The 26,637-nt window shown below is 41.5% G+C and carries 26 protein-coding genes; 7 read left to right on the top strand and 19 right to left on the bottom strand.

Annotation, left to right across the window (positions count from 1 at the left end; all coding sequences use genetic code 11):
• Window position 1: 1 nt before the first annotated feature.
• Genes murG through mraZ form a run of 10 tightly spaced genes read right to left on the bottom strand, consistent with a single transcriptional unit; the run spans window position 2 to window position 11,039 of the window.
• A complete protein-coding gene (gene murG, locus JQC92_RS02860) occupies window positions 2-1,096 on the bottom strand; it encodes an undecaprenyldiphospho-muramoylpentapeptide beta-N-acetylglucosaminyltransferase (protein WP_204998230.1) in 1,095 nt (364 codons plus the stop codon).
• Window positions 1,093-2,310 carry a cell division protein FtsW gene (gene ftsW / locus JQC92_RS02855; RefSeq protein ID WP_204998229.1) on the bottom strand — a complete coding sequence of 406 codons (1,218 nt, stop codon included), beginning with the start codon at window positions 2,308-2,310 and terminating at the stop codon, window positions 1,093-1,095. The genes murG and ftsW overlap by 4 nt, the downstream gene beginning before the upstream one ends.
• Complete coding sequence (gene murD, locus JQC92_RS02850) at window positions 2,297-3,619, bottom strand: UDP-N-acetylmuramoyl-L-alanine--D-glutamate ligase (protein WP_204998228.1); 1,323 nt, start codon at window positions 3,617-3,619, stop codon at window positions 2,297-2,299. The genes ftsW and murD overlap by 14 nt, the downstream gene beginning before the upstream one ends.
• Window positions 3,620-3,623: 4 nt before the next feature.
• Entirely contained in the window at window positions 3,624-4,706 is a 1,083-nt protein-coding gene (mraY, locus tag JQC92_RS02845) for a phospho-N-acetylmuramoyl-pentapeptide-transferase (RefSeq protein ID WP_204998227.1), read from the bottom strand.
• Window positions 4,706-6,088, bottom strand: a complete 1,383-nt coding sequence (locus JQC92_RS02840) for a UDP-N-acetylmuramoyl-tripeptide--D-alanyl-D-alanine ligase (protein ID WP_204998226.1) — start codon at window positions 6,086-6,088, stop codon at window positions 4,706-4,708. The genes mraY and JQC92_RS02840 overlap by 1 nt, the downstream gene beginning before the upstream one ends.
• Window positions 6,085-7,554: a UDP-N-acetylmuramoyl-L-alanyl-D-glutamate--2,6-diaminopimelate ligase gene (gene murE / locus JQC92_RS02835; RefSeq protein ID WP_204998240.1), complete on the bottom strand. Its 1,470-nt coding sequence runs from the start codon at window positions 7,552-7,554 to the stop codon at window positions 6,085-6,087. Before murE ends, JQC92_RS02840 begins: the two co-directional genes overlap by 4 nt.
• On the bottom strand, window positions 7,551-9,287 hold the full coding sequence (locus JQC92_RS02830) for a peptidoglycan D,D-transpeptidase FtsI family protein (RefSeq protein WP_204998225.1): 1,737 nt from the start codon (window positions 9,285-9,287) through the stop codon (window positions 7,551-7,553). Before JQC92_RS02830 ends, murE begins: the two co-directional genes overlap by 4 nt.
• Window positions 9,284-9,598: a cell division protein FtsL gene (gene ftsL, locus JQC92_RS02825; RefSeq protein ID WP_204998224.1), complete on the bottom strand. Its 315-nt coding sequence runs from the start codon at window positions 9,596-9,598 to the stop codon at window positions 9,284-9,286. Before ftsL ends, JQC92_RS02830 begins: the two co-directional genes overlap by 4 nt.
• A gap of 9 nt (window positions 9,599-9,607) precedes the next feature.
• Window positions 9,608-10,549: a 16S rRNA (cytosine(1402)-N(4))-methyltransferase RsmH gene (gene rsmH, locus JQC92_RS02820; RefSeq protein ID WP_204998223.1), complete on the bottom strand. Its 942-nt coding sequence runs from the start codon at window positions 10,547-10,549 to the stop codon at window positions 9,608-9,610.
• A 31-nt stretch (window positions 10,550-10,580) separates the two neighbouring features.
• Entirely contained in the window at window positions 10,581-11,039 is a 459-nt protein-coding gene (gene mraZ, locus JQC92_RS02815) for a division/cell wall cluster transcriptional repressor MraZ (protein WP_129945140.1), read from the bottom strand.
• Between the two features lie 363 nt (window positions 11,040-11,402).
• Here mraZ and JQC92_RS02810 point away from each other — a divergent pair, with 363 nt between their 5' ends.
• Both JQC92_RS02810 and JQC92_RS02805 read left to right on the top strand, forming a co-directional pair.
• Window positions 11,403-12,101, top strand: coding sequence for a PepSY domain-containing protein (locus tag JQC92_RS02810; RefSeq protein WP_204998222.1), 699 nt, complete (start codon window positions 11,403-11,405; stop codon window positions 12,099-12,101).
• Window positions 12,101-12,799, top strand: a complete 699-nt coding sequence (locus JQC92_RS02805) for a PepSY domain-containing protein (protein ID WP_204998221.1) — start codon at window positions 12,101-12,103, stop codon at window positions 12,797-12,799. Before JQC92_RS02810 ends, JQC92_RS02805 begins: the two co-directional genes overlap by 1 nt.
• On the opposite strand, the gene glpK is transcribed toward JQC92_RS02805, so the two are convergent.
• The 6 genes from glpK to coaBC form a co-directional block, all read right to left on the bottom strand.
• On the bottom strand, window positions 12,796-14,265 hold the full coding sequence (gene glpK, locus JQC92_RS02800) for a glycerol kinase GlpK (protein ID WP_204998220.1): 1,470 nt from the start codon (window positions 14,263-14,265) through the stop codon (window positions 12,796-12,798). The genes JQC92_RS02805 and glpK overlap by 4 nt on opposite strands.
• Before the next feature lie 99 nt (window positions 14,266-14,364).
• Complete coding sequence (gene folE, locus JQC92_RS02795; protein ID WP_129945136.1) at window positions 14,365-15,042, bottom strand: GTP cyclohydrolase I FolE; 678 nt, start codon at window positions 15,040-15,042, stop codon at window positions 14,365-14,367.
• 238 nt (window positions 15,043-15,280) lie between these two features.
• On the bottom strand, window positions 15,281-17,254 hold the full coding sequence (locus JQC92_RS02790) for an alpha/beta hydrolase family protein (RefSeq protein WP_204998219.1): 1,974 nt from the start codon (window positions 17,252-17,254) through the stop codon (window positions 15,281-15,283).
• A 116-nt stretch (window positions 17,255-17,370) separates the two neighbouring features.
• Window positions 17,371-17,964 (bottom strand): nucleoid occlusion factor SlmA, encoded by a 594-nt coding sequence (gene slmA / locus JQC92_RS02785; protein ID WP_129945134.1) that lies wholly within the window; start codon window positions 17,962-17,964, stop codon window positions 17,371-17,373.
• A 40-nt stretch (window positions 17,965-18,004) separates the two neighbouring features.
• Window positions 18,005-18,463: a dUTP diphosphatase gene (gene dut, locus JQC92_RS02780; protein WP_204998218.1), complete on the bottom strand. Its 459-nt coding sequence runs from the start codon at window positions 18,461-18,463 to the stop codon at window positions 18,005-18,007.
• Window positions 18,463-19,665 (bottom strand): bifunctional phosphopantothenoylcysteine decarboxylase/phosphopantothenate--cysteine ligase CoaBC, encoded by a 1,203-nt coding sequence (coaBC, locus tag JQC92_RS02775; protein WP_204998217.1) that lies wholly within the window; start codon window positions 19,663-19,665, stop codon window positions 18,463-18,465. The genes dut and coaBC overlap by 1 nt, the downstream gene beginning before the upstream one ends.
• Window positions 19,666-19,795: 130 nt before the next feature.
• On the opposite strand from coaBC, the gene radC reads away from it, so the two are divergent.
• From radC to JQC92_RS02755, 4 genes are all read left to right on the top strand, one after another.
• Entirely contained in the window at window positions 19,796-20,473 is a 678-nt protein-coding gene (gene radC, locus JQC92_RS02770; RefSeq protein WP_204998216.1) for a RadC family protein, read from the top strand.
• Window positions 20,474-20,594: 121 nt separating this feature from the next.
• The gene (rpmB, locus tag JQC92_RS02765) at window positions 20,595-20,831 is read left to right on the top strand and encodes a 50S ribosomal protein L28 (RefSeq protein WP_129945130.1); all 237 of its coding nucleotides are present in this window, start codon (window positions 20,595-20,597) and stop codon (window positions 20,829-20,831) included.
• A 6-nt stretch (window positions 20,832-20,837) separates the two neighbouring features.
• A complete protein-coding gene (rpmG, locus tag JQC92_RS02760; protein WP_129945129.1) occupies window positions 20,838-21,011 on the top strand; it encodes a 50S ribosomal protein L33 in 174 nt (57 codons plus the stop codon).
• 120 nt (window positions 21,012-21,131) lie between these two features.
• Window positions 21,132-21,671, top strand: coding sequence for a PH domain-containing protein (locus tag JQC92_RS02755; protein WP_129945128.1), 540 nt, complete (start codon window positions 21,132-21,134; stop codon window positions 21,669-21,671).
• A gap of 16 nt (window positions 21,672-21,687) precedes the next feature.
• Here the strand turns inward: JQC92_RS02755 and rarD are convergent, their stop codons facing one another.
• Window positions 21,688-22,596, bottom strand: coding sequence for an EamA family transporter RarD (gene rarD / locus JQC92_RS02750; protein WP_129945127.1), 909 nt, complete (start codon window positions 22,594-22,596; stop codon window positions 21,688-21,690).
• Between the two features lie 317 nt (window positions 22,597-22,913).
• Here rarD and recQ point away from each other — a divergent pair, with 317 nt between their 5' ends.
• The gene (recQ, locus tag JQC92_RS02745) at window positions 22,914-24,740 is read left to right on the top strand and encodes a DNA helicase RecQ (protein ID WP_204998215.1); all 1,827 of its coding nucleotides are present in this window, start codon (window positions 22,914-22,916) and stop codon (window positions 24,738-24,740) included.
• Between the two features lie 4 nt (window positions 24,741-24,744).
• Here recQ and JQC92_RS02740 read toward each other — a convergent pair whose 3' ends face one another.
• Both JQC92_RS02740 and JQC92_RS02735 read right to left on the bottom strand, forming a co-directional pair.
• Window positions 24,745-25,920: a tetratricopeptide repeat protein gene (locus JQC92_RS02740; protein WP_204998214.1), complete on the bottom strand. Its 1,176-nt coding sequence runs from the start codon at window positions 25,918-25,920 to the stop codon at window positions 24,745-24,747.
• The gene (locus JQC92_RS02735) at window positions 25,917-26,567 is read right to left on the bottom strand and encodes a hypothetical protein (protein WP_204998213.1); all 651 of its coding nucleotides are present in this window, start codon (window positions 26,565-26,567) and stop codon (window positions 25,917-25,919) included. The genes JQC92_RS02740 and JQC92_RS02735 overlap by 4 nt, the downstream gene beginning before the upstream one ends.
• Window positions 26,568-26,637 lie beyond the last annotated feature (70 nt).

Genomic DNA, 26,637 nt, shown 5'->3' with positions numbered 1-26,637 from the left:
TTTATTTTTTCACCGCTACGCTGGAGCATACATCGGCCACTATTTCTGCCGCATCAAGGATGGCAACTTTTCGTGCTTGTTGCCCCATACGTGTTAATTCTTTTCTGTCCTGAGCCAACGTTGTTAGCTTCTCTACTAATAAATCTACTGTCGCAATAGGTTGCGGCAACAGTAATGCAGCTCCGGCTTCTACAAGTACTTGTGCATTCAAGGTTTGATGGTCGTCCACTGCATGCGGATACGGTACTAACAAGCTCGGCTTTCCCATCGCAGCAAGTTCTGACACCGTTAATGCTCCTGAACGGCATAAAACCACGTCCGCCCAACGGTAGGCAGCTTGCATATCATCTATAAACTCCGCAACCTGAACGACATCTTGCTGATTTTGTTTTGTATACGCTTGATTTACGGCATCTAAATTATTTCGTCCAACCTGATGCCAAACCGTTATTGCTTGATTCGCACTTAAATTTGCCACCACGGTTGGCATCAAATCATTAAACACTTTGGCACCTAAGCTGCCACCAACCACTAATACTTTGAGCGCATTGCTATCAGAACTTTGTTCGTATTCTTCAATCAGCTCTTGGCGAATAGGATTGCCCACTACTTGTGCTTTAACTTGTTTATTAAAGGTACCTTCGAATGCACACAGTACTTTTGTTGCAATGCGCGACAATAATTTATTGGTCATTCCCGGTATTGCGTTTTGTTCATGCAGCACTAATGGGATGCCCGATAGTTTTGCTGCTACGCCACCTGGGCCACTTGCAAACCCGCCCATACCCAGCACGACATCAGGCTTAAAACTGTCTATGACTGTCTTTGCCTGACTGATAGAACGAATGATTTTGATCGGTGCCATCAATTTACGAACAATACCGTTACCACGAACACCTTGGATATCAATAAATTCAATGTTAAAACCGTGCTTCGGTACAACTTGGGCTTCCATTCGCTCTCGAGTACCGAGCCACAGGATCTCCCAACCTTCACTGGATAATACTTTTGCAACTGCTAGCGCTGGGAATACGTGCCCACCAGTGCCACCGGCCATCACTAACAACCTTTTATTCTTAGAGCCTATCTCGCTCATGCGCTACCTCTTCGTTGGACAGCCTGTATCTGTTCCAACCGTCTTTCATAATCTATCCGTATCAACAACATCACTGCCGTCATCATGATCCATAAGCTGCTGCCGCCATAACTGACAAATGGCAGAGTCAAACCTTTGGTTGGCAACATACCAATACTGGCTCCAACATTAACGATGGTCTGAAAACAAATCCAAATGCCAATGGCATAAGATAAATATCCATCAAAAGGCTTATTTTCTTGTAAGCAACGATTCCCAAGCTGAATAGCGCGTAGTACCACAAATAAAATAATGCTGAGAATGACAACAATGCCTACGAAGCCAAGTTCTTCGCCAATGACCGCAAAAATAAAATCGGTATGAGCTTCAGGTAAATATTCTAGCTTTTGAATGCTATTACCTAATCCCTGTCCAGCCCAGTCTCCACGACCATAAGCCATGAGTGATTGAGTTAATTGATAACCGCTGCCAAAAGGATCTTCCCACGGATTCAAAAATGACGTAACACGACGCATTCTGTATTCCGCAGTGACCACTAAAAATACGAACAAAACAGTGCCAAACAACAACATTAAGGAGAAATCAATCAGCCTTGCCCCTGCCAGCCACAATAAGCCAATAGTAATAACGAATAACACCACTACTGAACCTAAATCTGGTTGCATCAAAATCAGGCCCGCACAGCCAATTAAAACCAAAATTGGTTTCAAGAAACCAAACATGCGCTCACGCACTTCTTGGTGTCGACGCACTAAATAACCAGCTAAGTAAACACAAAAGGTAAACTTTGCGACCTCAGCAACCTGAATACGAATTGGGCCTAGGTTAAGCCATCGAGTTGCACCATTTACAGTGTGCCCCACCAGCAATACGGCAATTAATCCTAAAAACACAGCGATGAGCATCCAAGGGCTCATTCTCTGCCACCAGCTCACTTCAATTCTCAAGGTAATTGCAGCGATGACAACACAACCACATAAATAAAAAATCTGCCGATTTACAAAATAAAATGGGTTGCCTTTTAAGTCTTCGGCTTCTGGCATTGAAGCCGACATCACCATTACAAAACCAATCGCTAGCAATGCAATAATCGCAAGGAGTAGTTTTCTGTCATATAGCTGATTTCCTGGTCTACGGTCTTCCGTTAACCAGTTCGGCCATCGCCATTTAAACTCGGTACCAAAGAGATTAAGCTGCTTATCATTCGTTGCCATGCAGCCTCCCAACCTCTTGTCTAAAATCATTGCCACGCTCGGCAAAATTCTTATACATATCTAGGGATGCACAGGCTGGCGATAACAATACAATATCACCCGCATCAGCACACTCTGCGGCCTTGATAACTGCTTCACTCATGTTATTTACGACAAGAGTGTCATTATGGAGCTTCGCTAAGCTGGACGCATCCTTACCAAATACGATTAGCTGACTTACAAACGCTAATCCTTCCGACAACGGTTTAAGAACTGCGCCTTTGGCATCACCACCAGCAATTAAAATAATGTCGCCTAGTTCGTCCTTTAGGCCATGTAATGCTGCCAGTGTCGCACCAACATTTGTCGCTTTAGAGTCATTGATATAGATGACCCCGCCAACCTCGTCCACTTTCTCACAACGATGTGCTAAGCCTTTAAAATGCTGTACCACCTCAATCATCGCTGTTCGTGAGATGTCTGCAGCTTCAGCAAGTGCCATAGCCGCAAGAATATTCGATTGATTGTGACTGCCAACGGCAGCGGCGTCTGTTATTGGCATGATTTCACTCATGCCACGAACAAACTGGCCATTAGCAATACCCCAATCATCTGATTCGGGTACATCTAATCCAAAGCTAATTACATTAGACGCTTCAATTGGCTTAGTCATAGAGTCTTGGCGATTAATGACACACAGTTTTGATTGACGATATAAACGGTGTTTGGCATCTCGATAGGTATTAATCGAATCATATCTGTCCATATGATCCGCAGAGATATTTAAACACGTCGCAGCAATACAATTTAACGTTGATGTGGTCTCTAATTGAAAACTGCTTAACTCTAAAACGTACAAGTCTGCGTCTAATTTCAACAAGTCCAGTGCTGGCGTACCAATATTGCCACCAACAGCAACCGTGAGTCCCGCAGCTTTGGCTATTTCGCCAACCATCGTTGTAACAGTTGATTTTCCGTTAGAACCCGTAATCCCAATCACTTTTGGAGGCTGTTTTTTTAACGCACGTGCAAACAGTTCAATATCACCGATAACTTCAATGCCAACGTCAATAGCAGCTTTCACTTCAGGAGTATCAATCGCAATTCCGGGGCTGATAATGATCTGATTTGCTTGGATCAGCAGGCGTACATCGAAACTACCTGTTTTCAGCGGCACTGTAGGAAATTCATCTTGAAGTTTTGCTGCACCCGATGGATGTTCACGAGTATCCATCACCAAAGGTACAATCCCTTGGTTACACAAATAACGCACAACAGAAAGTCCAGTGACTCCCAGTCCAAGTACGATATGAGTATGAGTGCTTTTCATTGTTTTATCTCAACTTCAAGGTGGCTAAACCCAGCATGACTAGGAATAGAGAGATGATCCAAAATCGCACGATTACCCGTGGCTCCGGCCAGCCTTTTAATTCGTAATGGTGGTGAATCGGTGCCATTCTAAAAATACGTTGACCGCGGAACTTATATGAGCCAACTTGCAAGATTACCGAAACCGTTTCCATTACAAACACGCCACCCATGATCACAAGTAAGATCTCTTGGCGAACTAATACTGCAATCACACCTAAAGCCGCACCCAATGACAATGATCCCACATCGCCCATAAACACTTGAGCTGGATAGGTGTTAAACCATAAAAAGCCCAAACCTGCCCCAATAATGGCGGTACAGACAATCACTAACTCTCCAGAACCTGGTAAATAGGGAATATGTAAATACTCGGCAAACTGAGCATGACCAGACAGGTAAGAAATTAACGCAAATGCGCCAGCAACCATTACTGTCGGCATGATAGCTAAACCATCAAGCCCATCGGTTAGGTTAACTGCGTTGCTTGAACCGACAATCGTGAAATACGCTAAAATGACAAAGAAGATACCCAGTTGCGGCATCACATCTTTAAAAAACGGTATTACTAATTGGGTTTCATCTGGACGAACTGAACTCGAATATAAGTAAAACGCCACCACGAGCGCTGCAAGACTTTGGAATATGTACTTCCATCTTGCAATCAATCCCTTAGGATCTTTTCTGACCACTTTACGATAGTCGTCAATAAAACCGATCAATCCAAAGCTGAACAGAGTGAAAAGAACGACCCAAACATAGCGACTGGATAAATCTCCCCACAATAACACACTGGCAAAAATACCAAATAAGATCAGCAAACCACCCATCGTAGGTGTGCCACGCTTACTAAAGTGAGATTCAGGACCGTCATTACGAACCACTTGCCCAATTTGCATCAATTGTAAACGCTCGATCAATTTTGGCCCTAACCATAAACTGAATAAAAGTGCGGTTAACAGACCTAAAATGGCTCTGAACGTTAAATAAGAAAAAACGTGAAACCCAGAATAAAACTGGGTTAAATACTCCGCTAGGTATACCAGCATTAAATCAATTCCCCGCTGTTGTGTGCGATTAATACAGCTTCTACGACACGTTCCATTGCGGCGCTTCGCGATCCTTTTACTAACAAGTTAATCGCCCCTTGTTGGGTGAAAATGTTTGTCATCAAGTACTTCTTTAACTTATTAATATTGTCAAAATGTTTTCCGTCACATCCATTTGAACGGCTTGCTTTTGAAAGTGCAGCTACCTCATTCCCTAATGTCAAAACATGCGTGAGCGAGGTTTTCTGAATATATTGACCGAGCTCTTGCAGCATGTGCGATGCCTCGCTACCGACCTCAGCCAAATCTCCCAATATCAAAACCTTAACGCCGTCACGTTCGCTAAGCCAATCAATAGCGGCCTTAACTGATGAAGGATTGGCATTATAGCTATCATCAACAAGGAGTAAACGCCCAAGTTGATGTGGTTGCATACGGCCTTTTACCAGCTCTAATTTTTCAAGCCCTTCTTTAATCGTCTCTAAGTCGACATTCAACGCTAACGCGATAGCCGTTGCAGCCAGTGCATTAAGCACTTGATGCTGACCCGAAAGTTTGAGTTGGATGCCTTGATGACCTTTGGCTGTTTTGAGCGTAAACCCAAATCGGCCATCAACAGTACTTTGTACGTTTGTAGCGGTGACATCAGCGCCATCGCTTAACCCAAACGTGATGATGTTGTGTGCTTTAGCGACGTCTTTTAAATACGGTGCGAACTTATCGTCTTGATTTACGACAGCCGTTCCACCTGATTTCAGGTGGTAATAAATTTCAGATTTCGCTTCTGAGATAGCTTCAATACTGCCAAAACCTTCAAGGTGTGCGGCACCAATATTGTTCACTAATGCAACATCAGGTTTAACGAGGTTTGAGGTGTAATCAATTTCACCTTTGTGATTAGCACCCAGCTCAAAAACACCAATTTGATGTTGTGGCTCTAGGCGCAATAACGTCAATGGTGCACCAATGTCATTGTTGAAGTTTCCTGCAGTGTAGAGCACAGAGTATTGTTCAGAGAAAATACTCGCCACCATCTCTTTTACTGAGGTTTTACCATTGGAGCCCGTAATTGCAATCGCTTTAATATCCAGTTGCTGGCGTACGTATGCGCCGAGCAACCCTAAAGCAACCCTAGTGTCAGCAACCACCAATTGAGGGATGCTCACATCTAAACGTTTTGAAACCAATATTGCGGTTGCTTGTTGGCATAATGCATCATTAACAAAATCATGGGCATCAAAACGGTCACCTTTGAGCGCAATAAACATTCCGTATTCAGGAATTGAGCGACTGTCTGTACTGACGGCTTCAATTAGGCAATCTTCGCCAACTAAGTCGGCATTTAACGCTTTCGCTAACTCGGAAAGAGACAACAGAATCATCCAGACGCCTCCATCAACCGTGCGATCAATGCACGCTCATCGTAGTCATGTTTAACACCATCAATTTCCTGATAAGTTTCATGCCCCTTGCCGGCCACAAGAATAATATCGCCCTGCTTGGCATGCTGAACGCTGTTCTTAATTGCTTCGACTCGATCAACGCACACAGTAATTCGTTCTGGTTCATTGAAACCTGTCAGTACATCTTCAATGATCGACTCCGGTTTTTCACGGCGTGGATTATCGCTTGTGAGTACCACATTATCGGCATAACTTTCAGCGGCGGCCGCCATTATTGGGCGTTTACCTTTGTCACGATCACCACCGCAACCAAACACACACCATAAATCACCTTGGCAATGCTGCCTCAGTGTTTGGAGTGCTTTTTCAAGTGCATCAGGTGTATGAGCATAATCAACCACAACAGCAACATCGTCTTTTTGATATTGTTCCATCCGACCCATGGCAGGCTTTAGATATTTTGCTTGTTCTAACAGCAAGCTCATATCTGCACCTTCTAAATACAATGCTGCAATAGCCGCAACAAGATTGGACAGATTAAACATACCCAGTAGCGGTGACTCAAGCTGTGCCCGCCCCTCTGGCCAAACTAACTGTGCTTGTACACCTATATTGCTAAACTGCGCATCCTCAATGTAAAACTCGGCATTGATATCATCTTTTAAGCTAAAGCTTCTCGCAATTTGAGGTTTAAGATCGAAACGCCATGATTGCGCCGTTTCATCATCGAAATTCAATAAGCCATTATTGAGGCTGATAAATTTAAAGAGTGTCTGCTTAGCTTTGGAGTACGATCGCATATCACCATGAAAATCAAGATGATCACGGCTTAAATTGGTCATAATTGCTGTTGAAAACGGGACAGCATCAACACGATGTTGCACTAAACCGTGACTGGAAATTTCCATAGCACAGGTGAGAGCACCTAAATTTTGATAGCGATGTAATTCACGCATTACGGTAATGGCATCAGAAGTAGTATTGACCGTTTCTTCCAATTGTCCCCACAATCCGTTACCCGTCGTTCCCATAACAGCAGCGGTCTTGCCAATGCCTTCACTCAATTGGGCAATCAGCTGCGTCACTGTAGTTTTACCATTAGTGCCCGTTACGCCAATTACCGTCATTCGAATTGGGTCAATAGGATATCGCTGCATCGCTAATGCTGATAATTGAGCGTTTAAACGAAAAAAATATATCAATAGACCTTGTTCTGAACGAGTCACCTTTCCATGTTCATCCGGTTCATCGGTATGCACTAACGCCGCATTAGCCCCTTTTTCGAAAGCCGATGGAATGAATTTGCGACCATCAACTTCGTAACCTGGTACTGCGACAAAAACATCACCTAAAGTGATGTTTCGACTATCCAGCTGTAATTCTTTTACACTCTCTTCGCCACTGTAATGAAACCATGGCGCAAGGAGATCTTTAATCAGCATTATTTTACTCCCCGAGAATAAGCCGCCATTCTAGACTGTTCGGTTGAGCTAATTGGCTCAACATTGAGCATTTGTAATGCCCCTGACATCACTTTTGCAAATACGGGTCCAGCAACATCACCACCGTAATAATGATCGCCTTTAGGCTCATTAATCACTACGGTAATTGCGAGTCTTGGGTTATTGATTGGTGCTACACCAGCAAATAAACCTACATAATCATCACCATAACCACCTGCAACGGCCTTACGACTCGTTCCGGTTTTGCCAGCAATGGGGTAACCTGCAATGTGTGCTTTGGTTGCCGTACCGCCCTTTTCTGTCACTCCAACTAGCATTTTCATCACACTTTCAGCAACATGCGGTTCAAGCACTCTTTGTCCTTCAGGTTGTTTGGTTAATTTTAAAATGGATGTCGGGTACAAGATTCCGCCGCTGCCCAATGTGGCATACATACGAGCCAACTGCAGTGGTGTTGCAGTAAGTCCATAACCAAACGACAACGTTGCACGTTCAAAGTCAGACCAACGTGGTCTATCGTGAATTATGCCAGCACTTTCACCAATCAAATCAATGCCCGAATAATTTCCTAGCCCCATTGATTGATATGTTCCCAACAGCTGCTCAACAGGCATTGACAACGCCACTTTACTGATCCCCACATTACTGGATTTAATCAGTACTTGAGATAAAGACATATCGCCATGATTATTGGAATCTCTTACTCTACGGCCACCAATACGCATCCATCCCGGAGACGTTGGAATAAGCTCGTGTTCTTTGATTGTTCCGGCTTCTAAACCAGCTGCAACCACAAAGGGTTTAATGGTTGAGCCAGGCTCATAAGAATCCGTTAAGGCTCGGTTTCGCATTCGATAGCTTTGCAAACCTTCCCTCGAATTAGGGTTATATGAAGGCGTATTAGCCATTGCCAACACTTCGCCAGTGTGTACATCCAATACGACAATGCTACCTGACGTTGCTTGAGTGTATTCTGTTGCTCGCTTCAACTCTCGATAAGCTAGGGCTTGGATTCGCTGATCAAGACTCAATACTAAATCATTGGAGTTTTCACCTTGCTGAACCACATCCAGTCTTTCAACGACTTTTCCATCACGAGACTTACGCACTTGTTGCTTAGACGGTGTACCCGTTAGCCATTGGTCATACGCGCGTTCAATACCTTCAATGCCTTTATCATCGATATTAGTAATACCGATAAGTTGTGCATCAATTTCACTGGTTGGGTAATACCGGCGTGATTCCGCTTTAAGGTATACGCCCGGCAATTTTAACTGGCGAATATAATCGGCGACAGCAGGTGTGACTTGTCGTTTAAGATAGGTAAAACGTTTTTTGGGATTGACCGTAACCCGTTGCAGTACTTTTTCAACTGGAAGTTGCAACACATCGGCTAATGCTTGCCAACGGCGACGTTCTCTTAGGCCACCACGTTCATGTACGACTTTGGGATCTACCCATACGGCTCTGACCGGTACGCTCACTGCTAACATTTCACCGTTACGATCTGTAATCAAACCACGATGTACCTCTGTACTCGTTGTTCTTAACGTACGCATATCACTTTCTTTGCGTAAGCGCTCTGGTTCAACGAGCTGAATATAAGCCGCACGCACAATTAAGCTAACAAACATCAGGCACACAAAGCCCACTAGCACGTATAGACGAACCGGGATTAATTGAGGTTGCTGTTTCTTCTTTGCTTGTTTGCTCATGGTAATTTCACCACAATCTCTTCTTTTGGCAACGGCCGTTTCATATGAAGATCTTTCGTTGCAATTCGAATAATTCTACTGTGTTCTGTTTGTGCTTGTTCTTCGAGCAACAAATTCCGCCACTCAATATCTAAACTGTCTCGCTCTTGTAACTGGCGATCCCATTCGTTCGTTAACTCACGAGTTTCATGACTGTAATACACGACGGCTAATGCACTGAAAATGACGACAGACGACAGAAAAAGCAGAACCTTATGATTCATGAGATCCTGAAATATGATCCTCGGTAGGCTCAACTGTCCTTTTGTCATCATAATTCCTTAATATTCCCGTCGTTCTGCGACTCTCAATACAGAACTTCTTGCTCTCGGATTCAATTCAAGTTCAGCTTCTGATGGTTTTTGTGCTTTACCAATAGGTTTGAGCTTACGTTGCTTATCGAGCTCTTCATTGCTGATTGGCATACCAAACGGTACTTCTGGTGCTTGACTGTTGCGGCGAATAAACCGTTTTACCATTCTATCTTCCAGTGAATGGAAACTGATCACGGACAAACGCCCTTCGGGTGCTAACACGTTTAATGCACCTTCTAATGCTTGATCGATCTGTTCTAATTCACTGTTAATATAAATACGAATGGCTTGAAACACTCGAGTTGCGGGATGTTTATTCTTTTCTTTTTTCTTGGTAATACGAAAAATCAGATCCGCTAACTCTTTGGTTCTCAAAAAAGGTATTTTTTCTCTGTCAGCGGCTATGCAGCGAGCAATATGCCGTGAATTTTTTTCTTCACCGTAGGTTTTGAATACCCAAGCCATATCTTCAATTTCTGCACGAGCAATCCACTCTGCTGCAGTTTGCCCTTGGCTATTATCCATACGCATGTCCAATGGGCCATCTCGTAAAAAACTGAATCCACGCTCGGCATCATCTAACTGAGGTGACGACACACCTAAATCGAGCAATACGCCATCAATTTTTCCTGCAAGCCCAAGATCTCTGATATAACTTTCTAATTGCCCAAAACCGCCATGAACGATCTGAAAACGTTCATCATCAGCAAAACGTTTTGAGGCTTCAATGGCCTGTGGATCTCGATCAATCGCAATTAATCTACCGTTTACGCCAAGTTGAGACAAAACGAGGCTTGAATGCCCCCCACGTCCAAAGGTTCCATCAATATAGATGCCATCTGGTTTAATCTTCAGTCCATCTACTGTTTCTTTTAGCAGTACAGACACGTGGGCGAATTTTTCACTCATAAAGCTCTTCTTTTCTGTTTCACTACATTCACTACAACGAAAAGTCAGCGAGACGTTCATTACTCGCTAAGTCTTCAGTGGCAATTTTTTGTTTACTTTCTTCTATGAGCTGCTGCCATAAATCAGCATCCCACAATTCAAATTTGTTCAGTTGACCCACCAGCATGGTATGCTTTTTTAAATTTGCATACTGCCTCAGTGGTAATGGCAAAAGGATGCGACCATTATTGTCTAATTCGCATTCGTGGGCGTGGCCGAGTAACAATCGTTTCAAAGCCCTTTCTGTGGGTTGAGTATCAGACAATTGCATCAGCTTTGCTTCAATTTGGTGCCATTCATTTAGAGGGTAAAGCAATAAACAAGAAGATTGGATATCAACCGTGATTACCAGCTTGCCTTCAGATTCAACTCGCAACAGATCTCGGTATCGTACCGGAATGGCGAACCGACCTTTCGCATCTAAGTTGATACTGCTAGCACCTGAAAACACGTTATATCATCCTTGTTGAACAACTAAATCGCATGGTTTTTCCTATGCACATCTAGAAAGTTTATCTATGCTTTTAGAATTAAGATCCACAAATACCCACAATTTCCCACCAAAGCTAAGTTTAGAGATAGTTGGCAAGAAAAGTCAAGATTTGTTCACTTGCTAAAATCCAGATGTAATGCGCTTTGGCGGCCTTTTTTATGCCGCAGCCCTTGTTGAATATAGGTTTCAATTTTTAGGTTAAAGTTGATCTAAATTATTTATTAATTCGTTAAAGGTTTAATTTGATCACAAACTTCCTTAAGCTGGATCGCAATTAATCCGTTCAATGCAACAAAAATAACAACGGGGCATTTTATTTTCATGTGGAAACGCTTCAGGAAGTGGCATTGGATTTTGTCGCTGATTGCCTTACTGCAATTTTGTATTTGGGGGTTATCTGGTAGTTACATGGTACTGACAGATATTAATTTCATTAGAGGCAATGACTTAATTAAAACGCCTGTAAATGTTCACCCCATCTCAGCGTCCATCAATCAAAATTTTAATCAGACATACAATGCATATCCAGCGGCAAAACGTATCAAATTAGTTCTGTCAACGCCTACTCCAGAAGTCCAATTCTATATCGACGATAAGTTATATCGTATTGATATGGTAACAAAGCAACCTGCATCAACGATCGATCGTGTTTATATCAAACATCAAGTTCATCAATGGTACGCACACTCATCGGCAATTAAAGACATTACGTTGTTGCCAGCACCACCGACTGAAATTAGTTCTCGCCATAAGTCAGTTTGGAAAGTTACGTTTGATAGCTTGGCTGATGACACATTATATTTCAGTGCCGATAGCGGTCGTTTAGTAGGAAAGCGGCATAACTATTGGCGTGCTTTTGATTGGTTTTGGCGATTTCACATTATGGATTACTGGGAAGGCGAGGATATTCATAATCCTCTGTTATCGTTTTTTAGCCTAGTGACACTTTTGACAGCTTTGTTCGGTTTTTCCCTCCTCACGCCTTGGGTTAGACATCATATTAAAAAGAGGGGTCAGTAATGTGGCGTAAGTATCATCGTTACCTAACCTTAGTACTGGCTCTTCCATTATGTTCTTGGATTTTAAGTGGTGTGGCACTGAATTTAATCCCCAGTGACTGGTTAACAAACCGCACGCATTTCAAAGCGATTGAGACAGAGTCAACTCTGATAAATAAATCGATAGATCTCGCAGGGGTAGAGCAGCGATTCAATCAAAATCATAATGAGGTAATTTTAGAGTTTGAACTCATTTATCGACTTAATGAACCTGTAATTAAAATCATTACAGTCTCTAACAACTATTATTATTGGGCAAATCGGCTAGAACCTATTCACCTATCCAGAGCTCAAATTTTAGCGCTTGCCAAACAAAGTTATTCTGGCAACGCTCATTTTTCTGAACCAAAATTGCTTGATTACACTATCACACGCTTTCAACCTAACACGCAGAGTCATCTGCAATACGTCATAAATGTCGACGATGACAAGCAAACCAGCATAATTGTTGATGCCAATACGGCAACGGTGATCACACATCAGAACTCATCCAGCAGGCTGAAAGATTTATTCATGCAATTACACTTCTTAGATGTCAATATCAGCGACGGTTTGCAATTCAATCACTGGTTGATAAGAATTGCTGCGTTATTCGTCATATTATTTTGTGTTTCAGGAATTATGTTGCAGATCCCCAAAATTAAAAAATGGCTTCGTTAACGTCTGCTTTTTTTCACTGCGTCTAACCAACCAGAAAACAGCTTTTGCCTATGCTCACTGAGCATATTTGGTTCAAAGCGTTTTTCTATACCGAGGGACGCTTCAAGTTCTTCAACATCATTCCAATATTCGACGGCTAAACCAGCCAAAAAGGCCGCTCCCAAAGCCGTAGTTTCATTTGTGTGGGGGCGTTCTACCACCACATCACCAATATCGGCTTGAAACTGCATTAAGAAATTGTTGATCACAGCACCACCATCAACCTTTAAGTTCGAAACTTCCAGGTTTCCATCTTGCTCCATCGCATTTAAAAGCTCTTTGCTCTGATAGGCAATAGATTCCAATGCGGCTCTTATAATATGGTTTTTGTTCGCCCCACGTGTTAGCCCTACAATCGCACCTCTAGCATCAGGATCCCAATATGGTGCCCCCAACCCCACGAATGCTGGCACCAAGTAAACGCCATTATTGTCATCAACTTGGGAAGCGTAATATTCCGTTTCACTCGCATGACGAATCAAGCACATTTCATCTCTGAGCCATTGAATTGTTGCTCCCCCCATGAACACAGAGCCTTCTAATGCATAACACGGCTTACCGTGGTGATCGACAGCAACAGTCGTCAATAACCCGTGTTTCGATTGAATCGCTTGTTGCCCTGTATTCATCAACAGAAAACAACCTGTACCGTAAGTATTCTTTGCCGTCCCTGGGTGAACACATAATTGACCAAACAATGCTGCTTGTTGATCCCCTGCAATTCCAGCGATAGGAATCCCCCCATCACGGGTATTCCCATAAACCTCGCTTGAAGCTTTTACTTTTGGCAGCATCTTTTTGGGAATACCAAACAAGTTGAGCAACTCATCATCCCAGCTGTGGTTATGTATGTTAAACAGCATGGTTCTTGAAGCGTTTGTGGGATCCGTTACATGTACTTTTCCATTTGTCAGCTTCCAAACCAGCCATGTATCAACAGTACCAAAAAGCAATTCACCTGCTTCAGCTTGCGTTTGAGCTCCATCGACATTATCCAGCAACCACCGAACCTTACTCGCTGAAAAATAAGGGTCGAGCACAAGGCCTGTTTTCTGTCGAATAAGAGGTTCCTGACCGTTTGCTTTAAGTTGCTCGCAATACTCAGTACTTCTTCGACATTGCCAAACGATGGCATTGTATATTGGTTTACCTGTCTTTTTATTCCAAACAATCGTTGTTTCTCTTTGGTTTGTAATACCAATACCAGCAATACAATCTTCAGATATCCCTACACGAGTTAATGCCTCTGTGAGCGCCGAGCTTTGTGACGACCATATTTCCATTGGATCATGTTCAACCCAACCAGCTTTAGGATAGATTTGTTTAAATTCACGTTGAGCTTGAGCCACTATTTTTGCTTGTTGATCAAACACAATGGCACGTGAGCTTGTCGTACCTTGATCGAGAGCAACGATATATTTATTCACAAAGCTTTCCTTACAAATAACATAAAAACTAGGTTACCAAATAATTGCCCCCATAAAAAAGCCCCGCTAATGCGAGGCTTACTCATTAAGAACACTCATTTAGGCATGAGCAAGAAATTCAGCTCTTGAAGCATGGTCTGATTTAAAAATGCCGCCCAAGGCCGTAGTACTAGTTTTACTGGTGGCATCCATGACGCCACGAGCTTTTACACAATAGTGCGTTGCATCCATTTTTACTGCAACATCATTGGTCTCTAAAATCGCCTGCAACGCTACTAACACTTGTTGAGTTAAGCGTTCTTGTACTTGAGGACGCTGAGCAAAAAAACGAACAATGCGATTGATCTTAGATAGACCAATGATTTTTTTGCGTGGGATATAGGCTACAGAAGCGACACCATCAATGGTCACTAAATGATGTTCACAAGTACTGGTAAGACTGATGTCTTGTACTTTAATCATCTCGTCCATGTTCATCTTATTTTCGATATTTGTAATTTTCGGAAAATTAGAATAATCCAATCCTGAAAAGATTTCATCGATATACATTTTCGCAATACGCTTTGGTGTATCAGCCAAACTGTCATCGGTTAAATCTAATGAAAGCAGATTTAAAATCTCTCTCATATGCTGCTCAATTTGCTGTTTGCGTTGCCCTTTCGATAAATGGCACTCTACCATTGGCGTCTCAAGTCCGCTTTCTATTAAAGCATCACGAACTTTAATGGCTGCATCACTAAGCACAGGCGTTTCTATTTTTACAGCTAATTCAGTCATAGAGTTCTCACAAAAGCTTTGAAATCAAATTCTCTCTTTAGTATAGAGGGAAATAGTTAATATCAGATTAACGGAATCAAATAACCAACCAAAATACTCAGAAAAGTTGGCAAGGATACATCAGAATATATACTCCGACAATCCGGTTTCGGTTTATTTATGAGATTAAAAAAACATCAAAATAAAAAGTGCACTGTACTCGATGAGAACAGTGCATTCTTTAGTAAGAAAGAGAAAACTATAGTTTTAGGCTTTCTTTGACGAAAGAAAGCATTTTTTTGTAATACTTAGCTTGATTTTCTGGGTTATAAAAACCATGCCCCTCTTTATCGAAAATCATCTTTTCATAAGGGTAATTAGCCTTATCTAGTGCTTCAGCCATAGATTCATATTGCTCAATTGGCGTTCTTTCATCTCTTTCACCATGAACCAAAAGAATGCGAGCCTTCAATTTATTAGCATTATAGGCTGGTGACATTTGTTTCATTGTATTTATGTCACCTCCTAATACTTCAGCAAGGTAGGCTTTACCAAAATTAAATGAAGGAATATCTCCTTCTTCTTTCATCATAGGTAAATCATATACGCCCGCAACACCAATCGCACACTTAAACATATCAGGTGCGATAACCGCACTTTGCAATGCTGAATAGGCGCCAAAGCTGCCACCTTCAATGCAAACTTTGTCTTTATTTATCCAGCCCTGATCAATGACGTACTTCACACCATCAATAATGTCATATTGCGTTTTTGTTCCCCAATTTAAATAGCCCGCTTCTTTAAAAGCCAAACCATAACCTGCAGAACCTCTGAAGTTAATTTGAAGTGTAGCAATACCATTAGCAGCTAAAAGTTGCGCTTGTGGATTGTACTGCCAATAGTCACGAGCAATGGGGCCACCATGTGGATTAACAACTAAAGGAAGGTTTTTGTGTTCAACCCCGTAAGGCATGGTGATATAGCCATGAATCGTCAGCCCGTCTCGGCTTTTGAATTTGACAGGCTTAACATCAGCTAAGTCGTTTGGGTCTAACCACGAACGATGTGATGCAATCTTAGCGATATTATTCTTTGTTGAGTCAAACAGGTAATAATCACCATCATTTCTATCATTGAAAGCTAAAATGATTTGTTTTGAATTGTCTAATGTTTTGCTGACCAATCGTAATTGATGACCCGGTAACGCCTCTAATAACGCTTTTAGGGCTTTAGTATTCGGGTTTGTTTTATTAACAAAAACGTATTCTGGATAGCCATCTTCGAACTCAACTGCAAACAATTCATTCGTTTCCGAATCCTGCCAATACTTCAAAGGATCAACATTGTCGTTAGAGGTGATTTTCTCGCGTTCACCTGATTTTATATTTACCTTGTAAAGCGCTTGAGTTTTGCCGTCCGCCAACCCTTCTGCATAGATGTAATCCTTACTTTCAGCATAACCTAAGACCCTAAAATCGTTCAGTGTCCCTTGAATGTGGTCAATGCTGACCCATTCGTCATTACGATGCTGATAAATCTCTATTTCATTTTGTTCACTAGTCCCAACTACGAAAGCTGGCATTTTATCTTTATCTAAAATAAAACCGGCTGCAGGTATCGGTGAACCAACCACTTTTTTTCTTCGGCCATTGTATACATTAACTTTATACAACAGAGGCTTATTTCTTGTCATAAACCCTGCAGAGCCATTACCAATTGGTGTCGCATGTACTAATACATGTTTATCGTCATCGGGTAAACCATGTTGAATCTGGCCAATCGCCCTGATTGCCGTATTTTTTTTAATTTGACTCCCCGTCTGCTGGGTATTATTTAATTGCCCGAACAAATATAGAGGCCTTTTACCATTGGCGTTGATGGTAAAAATTTCTCCATAGGAAACAGGTTCTTCTTGCCACCCTCTGTTATAAACTTTTTCGATCGCAACTCGTTTATCATTAACCCAGGTATAACTGCCGATTTCTTCATCACCAGAAAAACGAACAACATAAGTTGGCTTCATGGTTTTTGCATCTAAAAACAACAGACGTCTGATGTTATTCTCATTCATCACGACACTTAAATAAGTACCATTGGGAGAAATTTTTACATTTGAGTATTCATAAGGTTTAGTGAAGAGTTCTATTTGCTTATCGACGCTCTTAGGGAGCTCAGCAAAGGCAAAAGAACTGAATAATGCTGAAGCGCATAGTGTGGTAATGAATTTTTTCATCTCATATCCTTGTTACAAGAGTATGTATAATTGTTAAAATCAATTATACATATCTGTAACAAAGGTGCGACTAAATTAGATTCACCCTATTGTGAATCTAATAACTTTTAATGGTCTTAACTCTGTAACAACTGCTGCTGCACAAATTGCCATTGTTCGGTGAAGTGTTTAGTCGGCTTTTGTTTAAACTCGCTTCTTACAAACTGGGCAATTCGACCTTCTGCTATCGCTAATAATAAATTGGCCAACGTGGCTTCATCAAGATTAAACCCTTTGCCTTCACGTAATGTTTTTTCACGCAAAATTTGCTTAAGTAAGGTTTCAATTTTAGAGAATAAGTTATTGATACGACCACGTAGGCGTTCATTTTCACCTAATAAAGCATCACCACTTAATACTCGAGAAATGCCAGGGTTGCGCTCAGCAAACATCAATAATAATTGCAACGCTAACTGGCAACGACGCATGGTGTCTTTTTCTTCATCCATGATTAAGTTAATGCGAGTCAATATCGACTCTTCAATAAACTCGATTAATCCTTCAAACATACGAGCTTTACTCGGGAAATGTCGATAAAGCGCTGCTTCTGAAACGCCCACTTCAGCCGCTAACTTAGCCGTGGTGATTCGTTGACCAGGATTGGTTTCTAGCATATGAGCTAAACATTGTAGAATGTGCTCTTTACGGCTTTTTTTCTTAGGGGCCGTCATAAGAAATTCCTTTATTTTTTATTGTTCTTCTATGTTCGAGTTACTTGGTTCCTGAGTGACCAAAACCACCCTCGCCTCGATCTGAACGATTAAATTCATCAACCAATTTAAATTCAGCTTGAACGACGGGAACAAACACTAATTGTGCTAAACGCTCACCGATGGTCATTGAAAATGGTTCATGACTACGATTCCAACAAGACACCATCAATTGTCCTTGGTAATCAGAGTCAATTAAACCAACCAAATTACCTAGCACAATGCCTTTTTTATGCCCTAAACCTGAACGAGGTAAAATCACAGCGGCCAAACTCGGATCGGCAACATGAATGGCGATACCCGTTGGAATAAGACGAGTTTCACCCGGTTCTATGGTGACGTCAGTATCAAGCATAGCTCTCAAGTCCATACCTGCGCTGCCAACAGTAGCGTATTCAGGTAAAGGGAATTCACTGCCAATTCGTGAATCTAATATTTTTAATTCGATAGGTGTTTTCATTATTTGTTCATTCTCTCGGCAATGAGCAGTAATAATTGTTTTGCCAATGCTTTCTTATTTGTTGTTGGTAAATGTTGAGAGCCTTCAGACCAAAAAACGTGCAGCGCATTATCATCAGCATTAAACCCCTGACCAGCAACAGAAACATCGTTTGCAGCAATCATATCAAGGTTCTTACGTTCTAACTTACTTCTAGCGTACTCAACGAGATTATTAGTTTCAGCTGCAAAACCAACCGTAAAGGGTTTGTTATTGCGTTTGGCAACGGTGGCTAAGATATCAGGATTTCGAGTGAGCGCAAGCTGCATATTCTCATCGTTCTTTTTGATTTTTTCTTTAGCTATCTGCTCAATTTTGTAATCAGCAACAGCCGCACACCCAATAAATATATCTTGTGATTCAATATCATTTAGCACTCTTTGCAGCATATCTTCAGCGGAAATCACATCAATTCGCGTCACACTTGTGGGGGTCGGTAAGTTAACAGGGCCGCTAACCAATGTTACTTCTGCGCCCAGTTTTACTGCTGCTTCTGCTAAAGCAAAACCCATTTTTCCGGAACTATGATTAGAGATATATCTCACAGGATCAATGGCTTCCCGTGTTGGTCCAGCGGTGAGCATCAGTTTTTTGCCTTTTAATGGCTTTTGCTCATCACCAGCAAGAAAATCTTGGGCTCTGGCCACAATATCTAATGGTTCTAGCATTCTCCCTGGACCGATTTCACCACACGCCTGTGAACCTGAGTCAGGCCCCCACATTTGATGCCCCCTCTGCGCAAGAACGGCAATGTTTTCTTTTGTTGCTGGATACTGATACATCTGCTGGTTCATCGCAGGACAAATGGCAATTGAAGATTCGGTGGCCACACAAAGGGTGGTGATCAATTCATCTGCCATTCCAGCACGTAGTCGAGCAATAAAATTAGCAGTCGCAGGTGCAATGATCACTAAATCAGCCCAACGCGCTAACTCAATATGCCCCATGGCAGCTTCAGCTGTTGGATCGAGCAAACTCTCAGCAACAGGATATCCAGACAATGCTTGTAAGGTTAAGGGGGTAATAAACTCCTTTGCACTTTGGCTCATTACCACACGAACATCGGCACCTTGCTCTTTCAGCTTTCTTACTAAATCAGCACTTTTATAAGCTGCGATGCCACCACAAATGCCAAGTAAAATCTTCTTATTTGCCAGCGTCACTTTGTGTTTCACTCTTAATAATTAAAAATCTATTGTCTTAACCATACCATAAAGCCAGTTTGGAGGTTATTGCCTACCATCAAAATTTTGTTACAGTGAGCTTACATATTTTGTTATTTCAAGGATGAAAATGGCAATCAGCGAATGGCCTGATGGAGAAGGCCCAAGAGAAAAACTCCTTCAATACGGCGCAGAGCATTTATCTGATGCCGAAATTCTCGCCGTTTTACTCAGGAATGGCAGCAAACAACTCAATGCCGTCGACCTTGCAAGAGAGTTAATTAACACTTTTGGCAGTTTAAGAGCATTATTATCAGCATCTTCGAAACAGATCTGTCGACTTCCGGGGATTGGACCTGTAAAATATGCGCAGTTGCAAGCTGCAGCCGAACTTTCAAGACGGTTAGCCAAAGAAAACTTGCATCGAGGTCCTGTGCTTGAAAATCCCGATATTACTCGTGATTATTTGACTCAGCAGTTAGCGGATCGGAATTACGAAGTGTTTGCGGTTTTGATGTTGGATTCTCAGCATCGAGTGATTCAATTTATTGAATTATTCCGTGGCACAATAAATAGCGCATCGGTTTACCCAAGAGAGTTGGTGGAACTGGTGCTCAATAAAAACGCAGCAGCAGTGATTTTATGTCACAACCATCCCTCTGGCGTGGCTGAGCCCAGTCAGGCGGATAAAAGCATTACATCGAGAATACAAAAAGCCTTAGAAACCATAGAGGTAAATGTACTTGACCACTTGGTTGTAGGCGATAGGGACATCGTATCTTTCGCAGAAAGAGGATGGATTAATTAAAGATTTGCTTGATCTTACCCTATGAATCGTGTATAAAATGCGCCCTCTTTGTGCCTCGGGCGACGGCCATACGAGGTACATTAATGCTCGAGCGTTAAAAATTGTTTTGGAGAAGATTGACATGTCAAGAGTATGCCAAGTAACTGGCAAGCGTCCAATGGTTGGTAACAACCGTTCGCACGCAAAGAACGCGACCCGTCGTCGCTTTTTACCTAACCTACAAAGCCACCGCTTTTGGTTAGAATCAGAAAAGCGTTTTGTTAAGCTACGTGTTTCTACTAAAGGTATGCGTATCATCGATAAGAAGGGCATCGAAGTAGTTGTTACTGAAATGCGTGCCCGTGGTGAGAAGGTATAATAGAAAATGGCTAAATCTAAAGGTAATCGCGAAAAGATCAAGCTAGTATCTAGTGCTAAGACTGGTCACTTCTATACTACTGAGAAGAACAAGCGTAACATGCCAGAAAAAATGGAAATCAAGAAATTTGATCCAGTTGTTCGTAAGCATGTTATCTACAAAGAAGCTAAAATTAAGTAATTTTACTTGTTGTAGAATAAAAAGCTCCGCATGTCGGGGCTTTTTTTTGCTCTAAATTAATTTGACATATTATGTCTCAAAAACTAAGTTAGAGGAAAGCTTTCACAAAGGACTGTGAATATGGACGCCTTTCGTATCCCACTTTCAGACTTGCACACCACTGGTTTGTGGTGGTTCATTGCCATTCTTGCTTTATTATTGATTGTACTTTCTAAAGGCCGCAATGCATTAGGTTGGTTTAAATACTTATGGCTGACCCTTCTTGCCATGATCTTTGGCAGCTTGTGCTATGTTTTCATTCACAGCTTCAAAGCCGATATTGAAATCAGTGAAAGTAACCTTGAGTTTGATGTTCCACTCTACAGCAAGTCCATACCGTTAAGAGTACTAGATATTGGCAATGCTCAAATCGTCGACTTAACTCAAAGCAAAGACTTTCAGATTAAATTTAGGCAAAACGGGATTGGCTTACCGGGTTATCAACTTGGGTACTTTCAATTAGATCAACCTTATCACGGGGCGACTAAAGCTTTGCTTTCTGTTACAGCCCCCACCAAGGTCATTGTCTTGCCTACAAAGGAAAATCTACTACTGATATTCAGTGTTGATCATCCACAACAAGCATTATCTAAATTAAAGCAGATACCTCGAATGGATTGATGTTACAAAAAACTCATCATGAAGATGAGTTTTTTATTGTTAAACGTCCACGTCGTTGAATCCACATATCTGCAGTAAATACGATTAAAGCTGCCCAAATGAAACCAAACGTAATGGCTTTATCTAGGCCAAAGGGTTCTTTGAATATCATGGTCGCTAAAATAAACATCAAGCTTGGGCCGATATATTGAAAAAAACCTAACATTGAAAGCGGAATACGAATAGCAGCACCAGCAAAACACAACAAGGGAATCGATGTAACAACACCGGCCAGTAACAGCAACAAGTTAATGTCTAAATCATACGACATTAAATCGTTTTGACCTGACTGCACCAAATACACTACATATAAAATGGCAACCGGAATCAGCAGTGCCGTTTCGACTAATAAGCCCGTTTGAGCATCCACTTTTGCTTTTTTACGTAATAAACCATAAATGCTAAACGAACCGGCTAGCGCCAAAGATACAATTGGAATAGAACCAAAAGAAATGAGCTGTACCACAACACCAGTTAACGCCAATGCAACAGCAAACCATTGCAGTCGACTTAAACGTTCACTCAAAAAAACTAAGCCAAGCACCACATTAAAGAGCGGATTAATGAAGTAGCCTAGACTGGCATCAAGCATATGTTCATTATTTACTGCCCAAATAAACAATAACCAGTTAAATGCAATTAATACTGAGGTAATGCTCAACACGGCTATTTTTTTCTTGTATGTCATCAACGCTTTTAACGAGCTAAAGCCACGAGTTAAGCCCAGTAAACCAATCATAAATACGAATGACCAAATGACTCGATGCAACAAAATTTCTGGTGCAGGTACTGGCTCAAGCAATTTGAAATAAAGCGGTGCTATGCCCCATATGGTATAGGCAAAAATAGCAAGTATCACGCCCTTTTGGTGTTCGTTTTCTGGCATATTTTAAGTCTTAAAATAGTAAAGTGCGCAATTGTATTGATAAGCTGTATTTTGCACAATCATAATCACAAAAATACTGAATTAGATTATGAACAGCAGTTTTCACCATTTGCTGATGTACACCTTTAGCACTCCGCAGCGTGGTAATTAAGATTAAAAGCTACGGTGCGACGACCTACAATGCGCCACATATTGCACTTCATCTAAGCACCTAAACTTTACAGAAACTTATCATCAACACCTTACAATAGATTGCTTATCGTTGAGGCACAACATAAAATGATCGGCTTTCACTTCTGGCTACAAGGCAGTCGCTAATGCAGGCTTTTGATAACCAAACCCCACAAGATCCATTGCTTCAGTGTTTAGCTCAAGTCTTTGGTTATCGAGATTTTCGTCATGGCCAGCGCGAGGTGATTGAACATTGCTTACAGGGTAGAGATACACTATCTATCATGCCTACAGGGGGAGGCAAAAGTATTTGCTATCAACTCCCAGCCATGTTGCTGCCTGGTGTTACCATTGTTGTTTCACCACTTATCTCGTTGATGAAAGACCAAGTAGATAGCTTAATTCAACAGGGTGTTGCTGCCGCTTACCTTAATTCGTCACAATCAAGAGAGCAAAGTTCATCAATACTTCGACAATTATTTTTCGGTGAATTGAAGCTGCTTTATGTATCACCAGAACGCTTGCTCTATGGTGACTTCATTGAACGTATTAAGGAGGCCAATGTTAGCCTTTTTGCTATTGATGAAGCTCACTGCATCAGTCAATGGGGACATGATTTTAGACCTGAATATGCCCAATTAGGAAAGCTCAAGCAGCACTTTCCTAATATTCCAATGATGGCGTTGACAGCTACTGCAGACTACGCCACAAGAGAAAGTATTTGTGAGCGCCTGAACATCACACCTTTTAAGTGGTTGTCTAGCTTCGACAGGCCAAACATTCGTTATACCGTTGTTGAAAAGCTTAATGCGGCTCAGCAACTTAGAAAGTTTGTCGCTGAACAACAAGGCCAAAGCGGCATCGTTTATTGCACAAGTCGTAAACGGGTTGATGAAGTCGCCGATCGCTTAGTCATGCAAGGCATTAATGCCAAGGCTTACCATGCAGGAAAAACCCAGGAACAACGAGCAACGGTTCAAGATGAGTTTTTAAAAGATCACATTGATGTTGTAGTCGCTACTGTGGCTTTTGGTATGGGTATCAACAAATCTAACGTACGCTTCGTTGTGCATTATGATATTCCAAAAAGTGTCGAGTCTTATTATCAAGAAACAGGCCGAGCTGGGCGTGACGGGTTAGAAGCAGAAGCACTGCTGTTATATGATCCTGCGGATATTGGCCGAGTTAGACATTTAATCGAACAATCACAGCCAAACGAACAACAACGAGTTGAGCTACATAAGCTTAATTCGATGGCAGCCTTTGCCGAAGCACAGACTTGCCGCCGCCAAGTATTACTCCACTACTTTGATGAGCCAGCTAACGAACCTTGTGGTAACTGCGACATTTGTCTTGACCCACCTAAGCAATATGATGGTCTAGAAGATGCACAAAAGGTCTTATCTTGCATATATCGCATCAAACAGAGTTATGGACTCAATTATTTAATCGACGTACTGAGAGGCTCTCAGAATCATTTGGTCGTAGAACGTGGACATAATAAGTTATCAACGTGGGGCATTGGTAAAGATAAGTCCCATGAGCATTGGCTGAGTGTTTGTCGTCAGTTAATACATCTAGGACTTGCCACACAAGATGTCACTCGTGGTTCGTCTGTACGCCTAAACCCACAAGCTCGAAATGTGTTAATGGGTGAGCAACCATTGCAACTAGCCGTGCCAAGAATGCAGTTGTCGGTAGCGACTCGAAAATCAAAAGGTAACTCTAGGGCCCCACAACACTATGACCGCCAGTTATTTGCAAAGTTAAAATCATTAAGACGTAAGCTAGCGGATGAACTAGAAATACCACCTTACTTAGTATTCAGTGACGCAACGTTAGCTGAAATGGCAGCACAGACTCCCACAGATAAGTATGAATTCTTAGCCATTAATGGTGTTGGTGAACGTAAATTAGAGCGTTTTGGTAATGAATTTATTGAAACAATTAATCAGTACTTAATTGAAAACTGATGCATCATGTATTCGCCGCTTGAACGTCATCAAATTTTGACGTTCTGATCTCACGGTTTTTCAGCTGAGTTAAACGATCGAAGTTGGCCCTTTTAATCAATTGGTCGATTTGATCAAACTGCTGCATCGATGCCATGCCAAAGATATGATCTCGATGTGTCACTTGCTTAATGTGGCGATATAAATTTGCAACGACCTTTTGCGCACCGGCGTTAGTGGTATTAGGTAATATGACTAATAATTCAGAGGGTGGATATTGAATTACGATATCGGACTCTCTGACAACATCATCAATACCTTGTTGAAGTGTTTCAAACTGAGTTAAATCCAACTTCTCAATATGAACCAAAAGCAAAGATAACGGAGACGATTGTTTTTTTGCTGAAATCAAGAGTTGATTAAGCTCTTGTTTAATCGGCAACTCCTGCTGTGCTAGCGCTCGCTCACGTTTAGCCTGACGTTTCGTTTGGATAATCACAAACAAGATACAAATACCGAGCATTCCAAATACAAAAAAGACTAATTTCAGGGCCCGGTAAGATTCAGGCTGAGGCTGTTCCTTCGTGGAAATAAGTTGTTTTTGCTGACTATTAATTGAAGCTTGTCTATCTAAACGAGCTTTGTACTGGATAAAACGAGCACTGTTGAGTTCTTTATTTGCTTGGTTTCCGGCTTCATAAGCAAGTTTCAGGTTTTCGTAAGCACTATCTTTATCATGAACTCTCAAATAGTGCATTTCAAGAAGGTGATATAAAGTTTGCAAATCTGAATATTGTTTCAAGGTTTTTGCTTGCTCTATAGCAGTCTTTGCTAACTCGATAGCTTTATGACTTTCTCCTTGTGCAAACTTAATTTGCGCCAATAGTCGATTGGATCTCATTAAATGAACTACTTTGTAACGCTTAGAAAATACTTTCATTGATTCAATTAATAGAGATTCAGCCTGCTGATAATTCCCAAAATCAAATTCAAGAGAAGCTATTATAGCTTGGCTAATATAGCGCAATTCTTCGGACTCTATTTCGTTTAAGCTTGGCTTTGCTTCTTCAATATACCTCGAGCTTTGCTCAATATCATTAGCATTAAAGTTAAACCTTGCTGCACTCAGAAGTGCAAAAAAACGAACAGCTCCGATTGCATCCTTTGAAGCCAATGCAGACTTAATATGTTTTAAGCTCAATTCAAGCTCATTAGACGAAAAAAACATGTTAGCCATTGTTGTATATATAAAGGTTTCAGGAGCCAAAACCAATTAAAGTCTTGATTAAATTGTTGAGGAAGTATGTCTATAGCTAACCTCAGGTCTTCAATCGCTGAACTAAAATCTTCAAATTCTGTATCAAACTGAGCTCTTGTTCTGAGTGCATTAACTAATGCTTGGAGTTGACTCGATTTTTTTGCCTGAGAAATCGCATCGTCAAGCAATGTAAACGTATGAGTAAACTGCCCAACTGACGAATAACCATCCGCCATACAAATATAAAAATAAGGTAATGCTTCTTCTAACTGATTTGATTTCGCTTGGGCAATCGAGAGTTGGGCTAGATTAATCGCAGCTTGACCATCACCGTTTTGATTAAGTAGTTCGCAGCGAATGAGTTGTAGGCGTAACTTTTCACGAAAGGTGTATTTAGACGTATCCAGTAATTCAACTTTTTTTGCTGCTTCAGCAGGATATTGATAAACCAAAGGAACGAGCTCATCCATATCCGTCATGGGCGAAGCAAAAACGTGAGGAATAAACAGCGAGAGTGCTAACAATAACCACCTAAAGTCCATTTTTCTTTTTACTCCATTTTTATTCAATTTGTTAGCAACTAAATCCATCTTTCCGAGTGTAAAAAAACACTGAACATAACACTCAATCGGTCAACATTGTAACAATCACGCCAGCCTA

It is taken from the genome of Parashewanella hymeniacidonis, assembly GCF_016900895.1.
GTDB lineage: Bacteria > Pseudomonadota > Gammaproteobacteria > Enterobacterales > Shewanellaceae > Parashewanella > Parashewanella hymeniacidonis.
The sequence above is the reverse complement of the archived record's forward strand: the minus strand, read 5'-3'. Positions and strand labels throughout refer to the sequence as shown.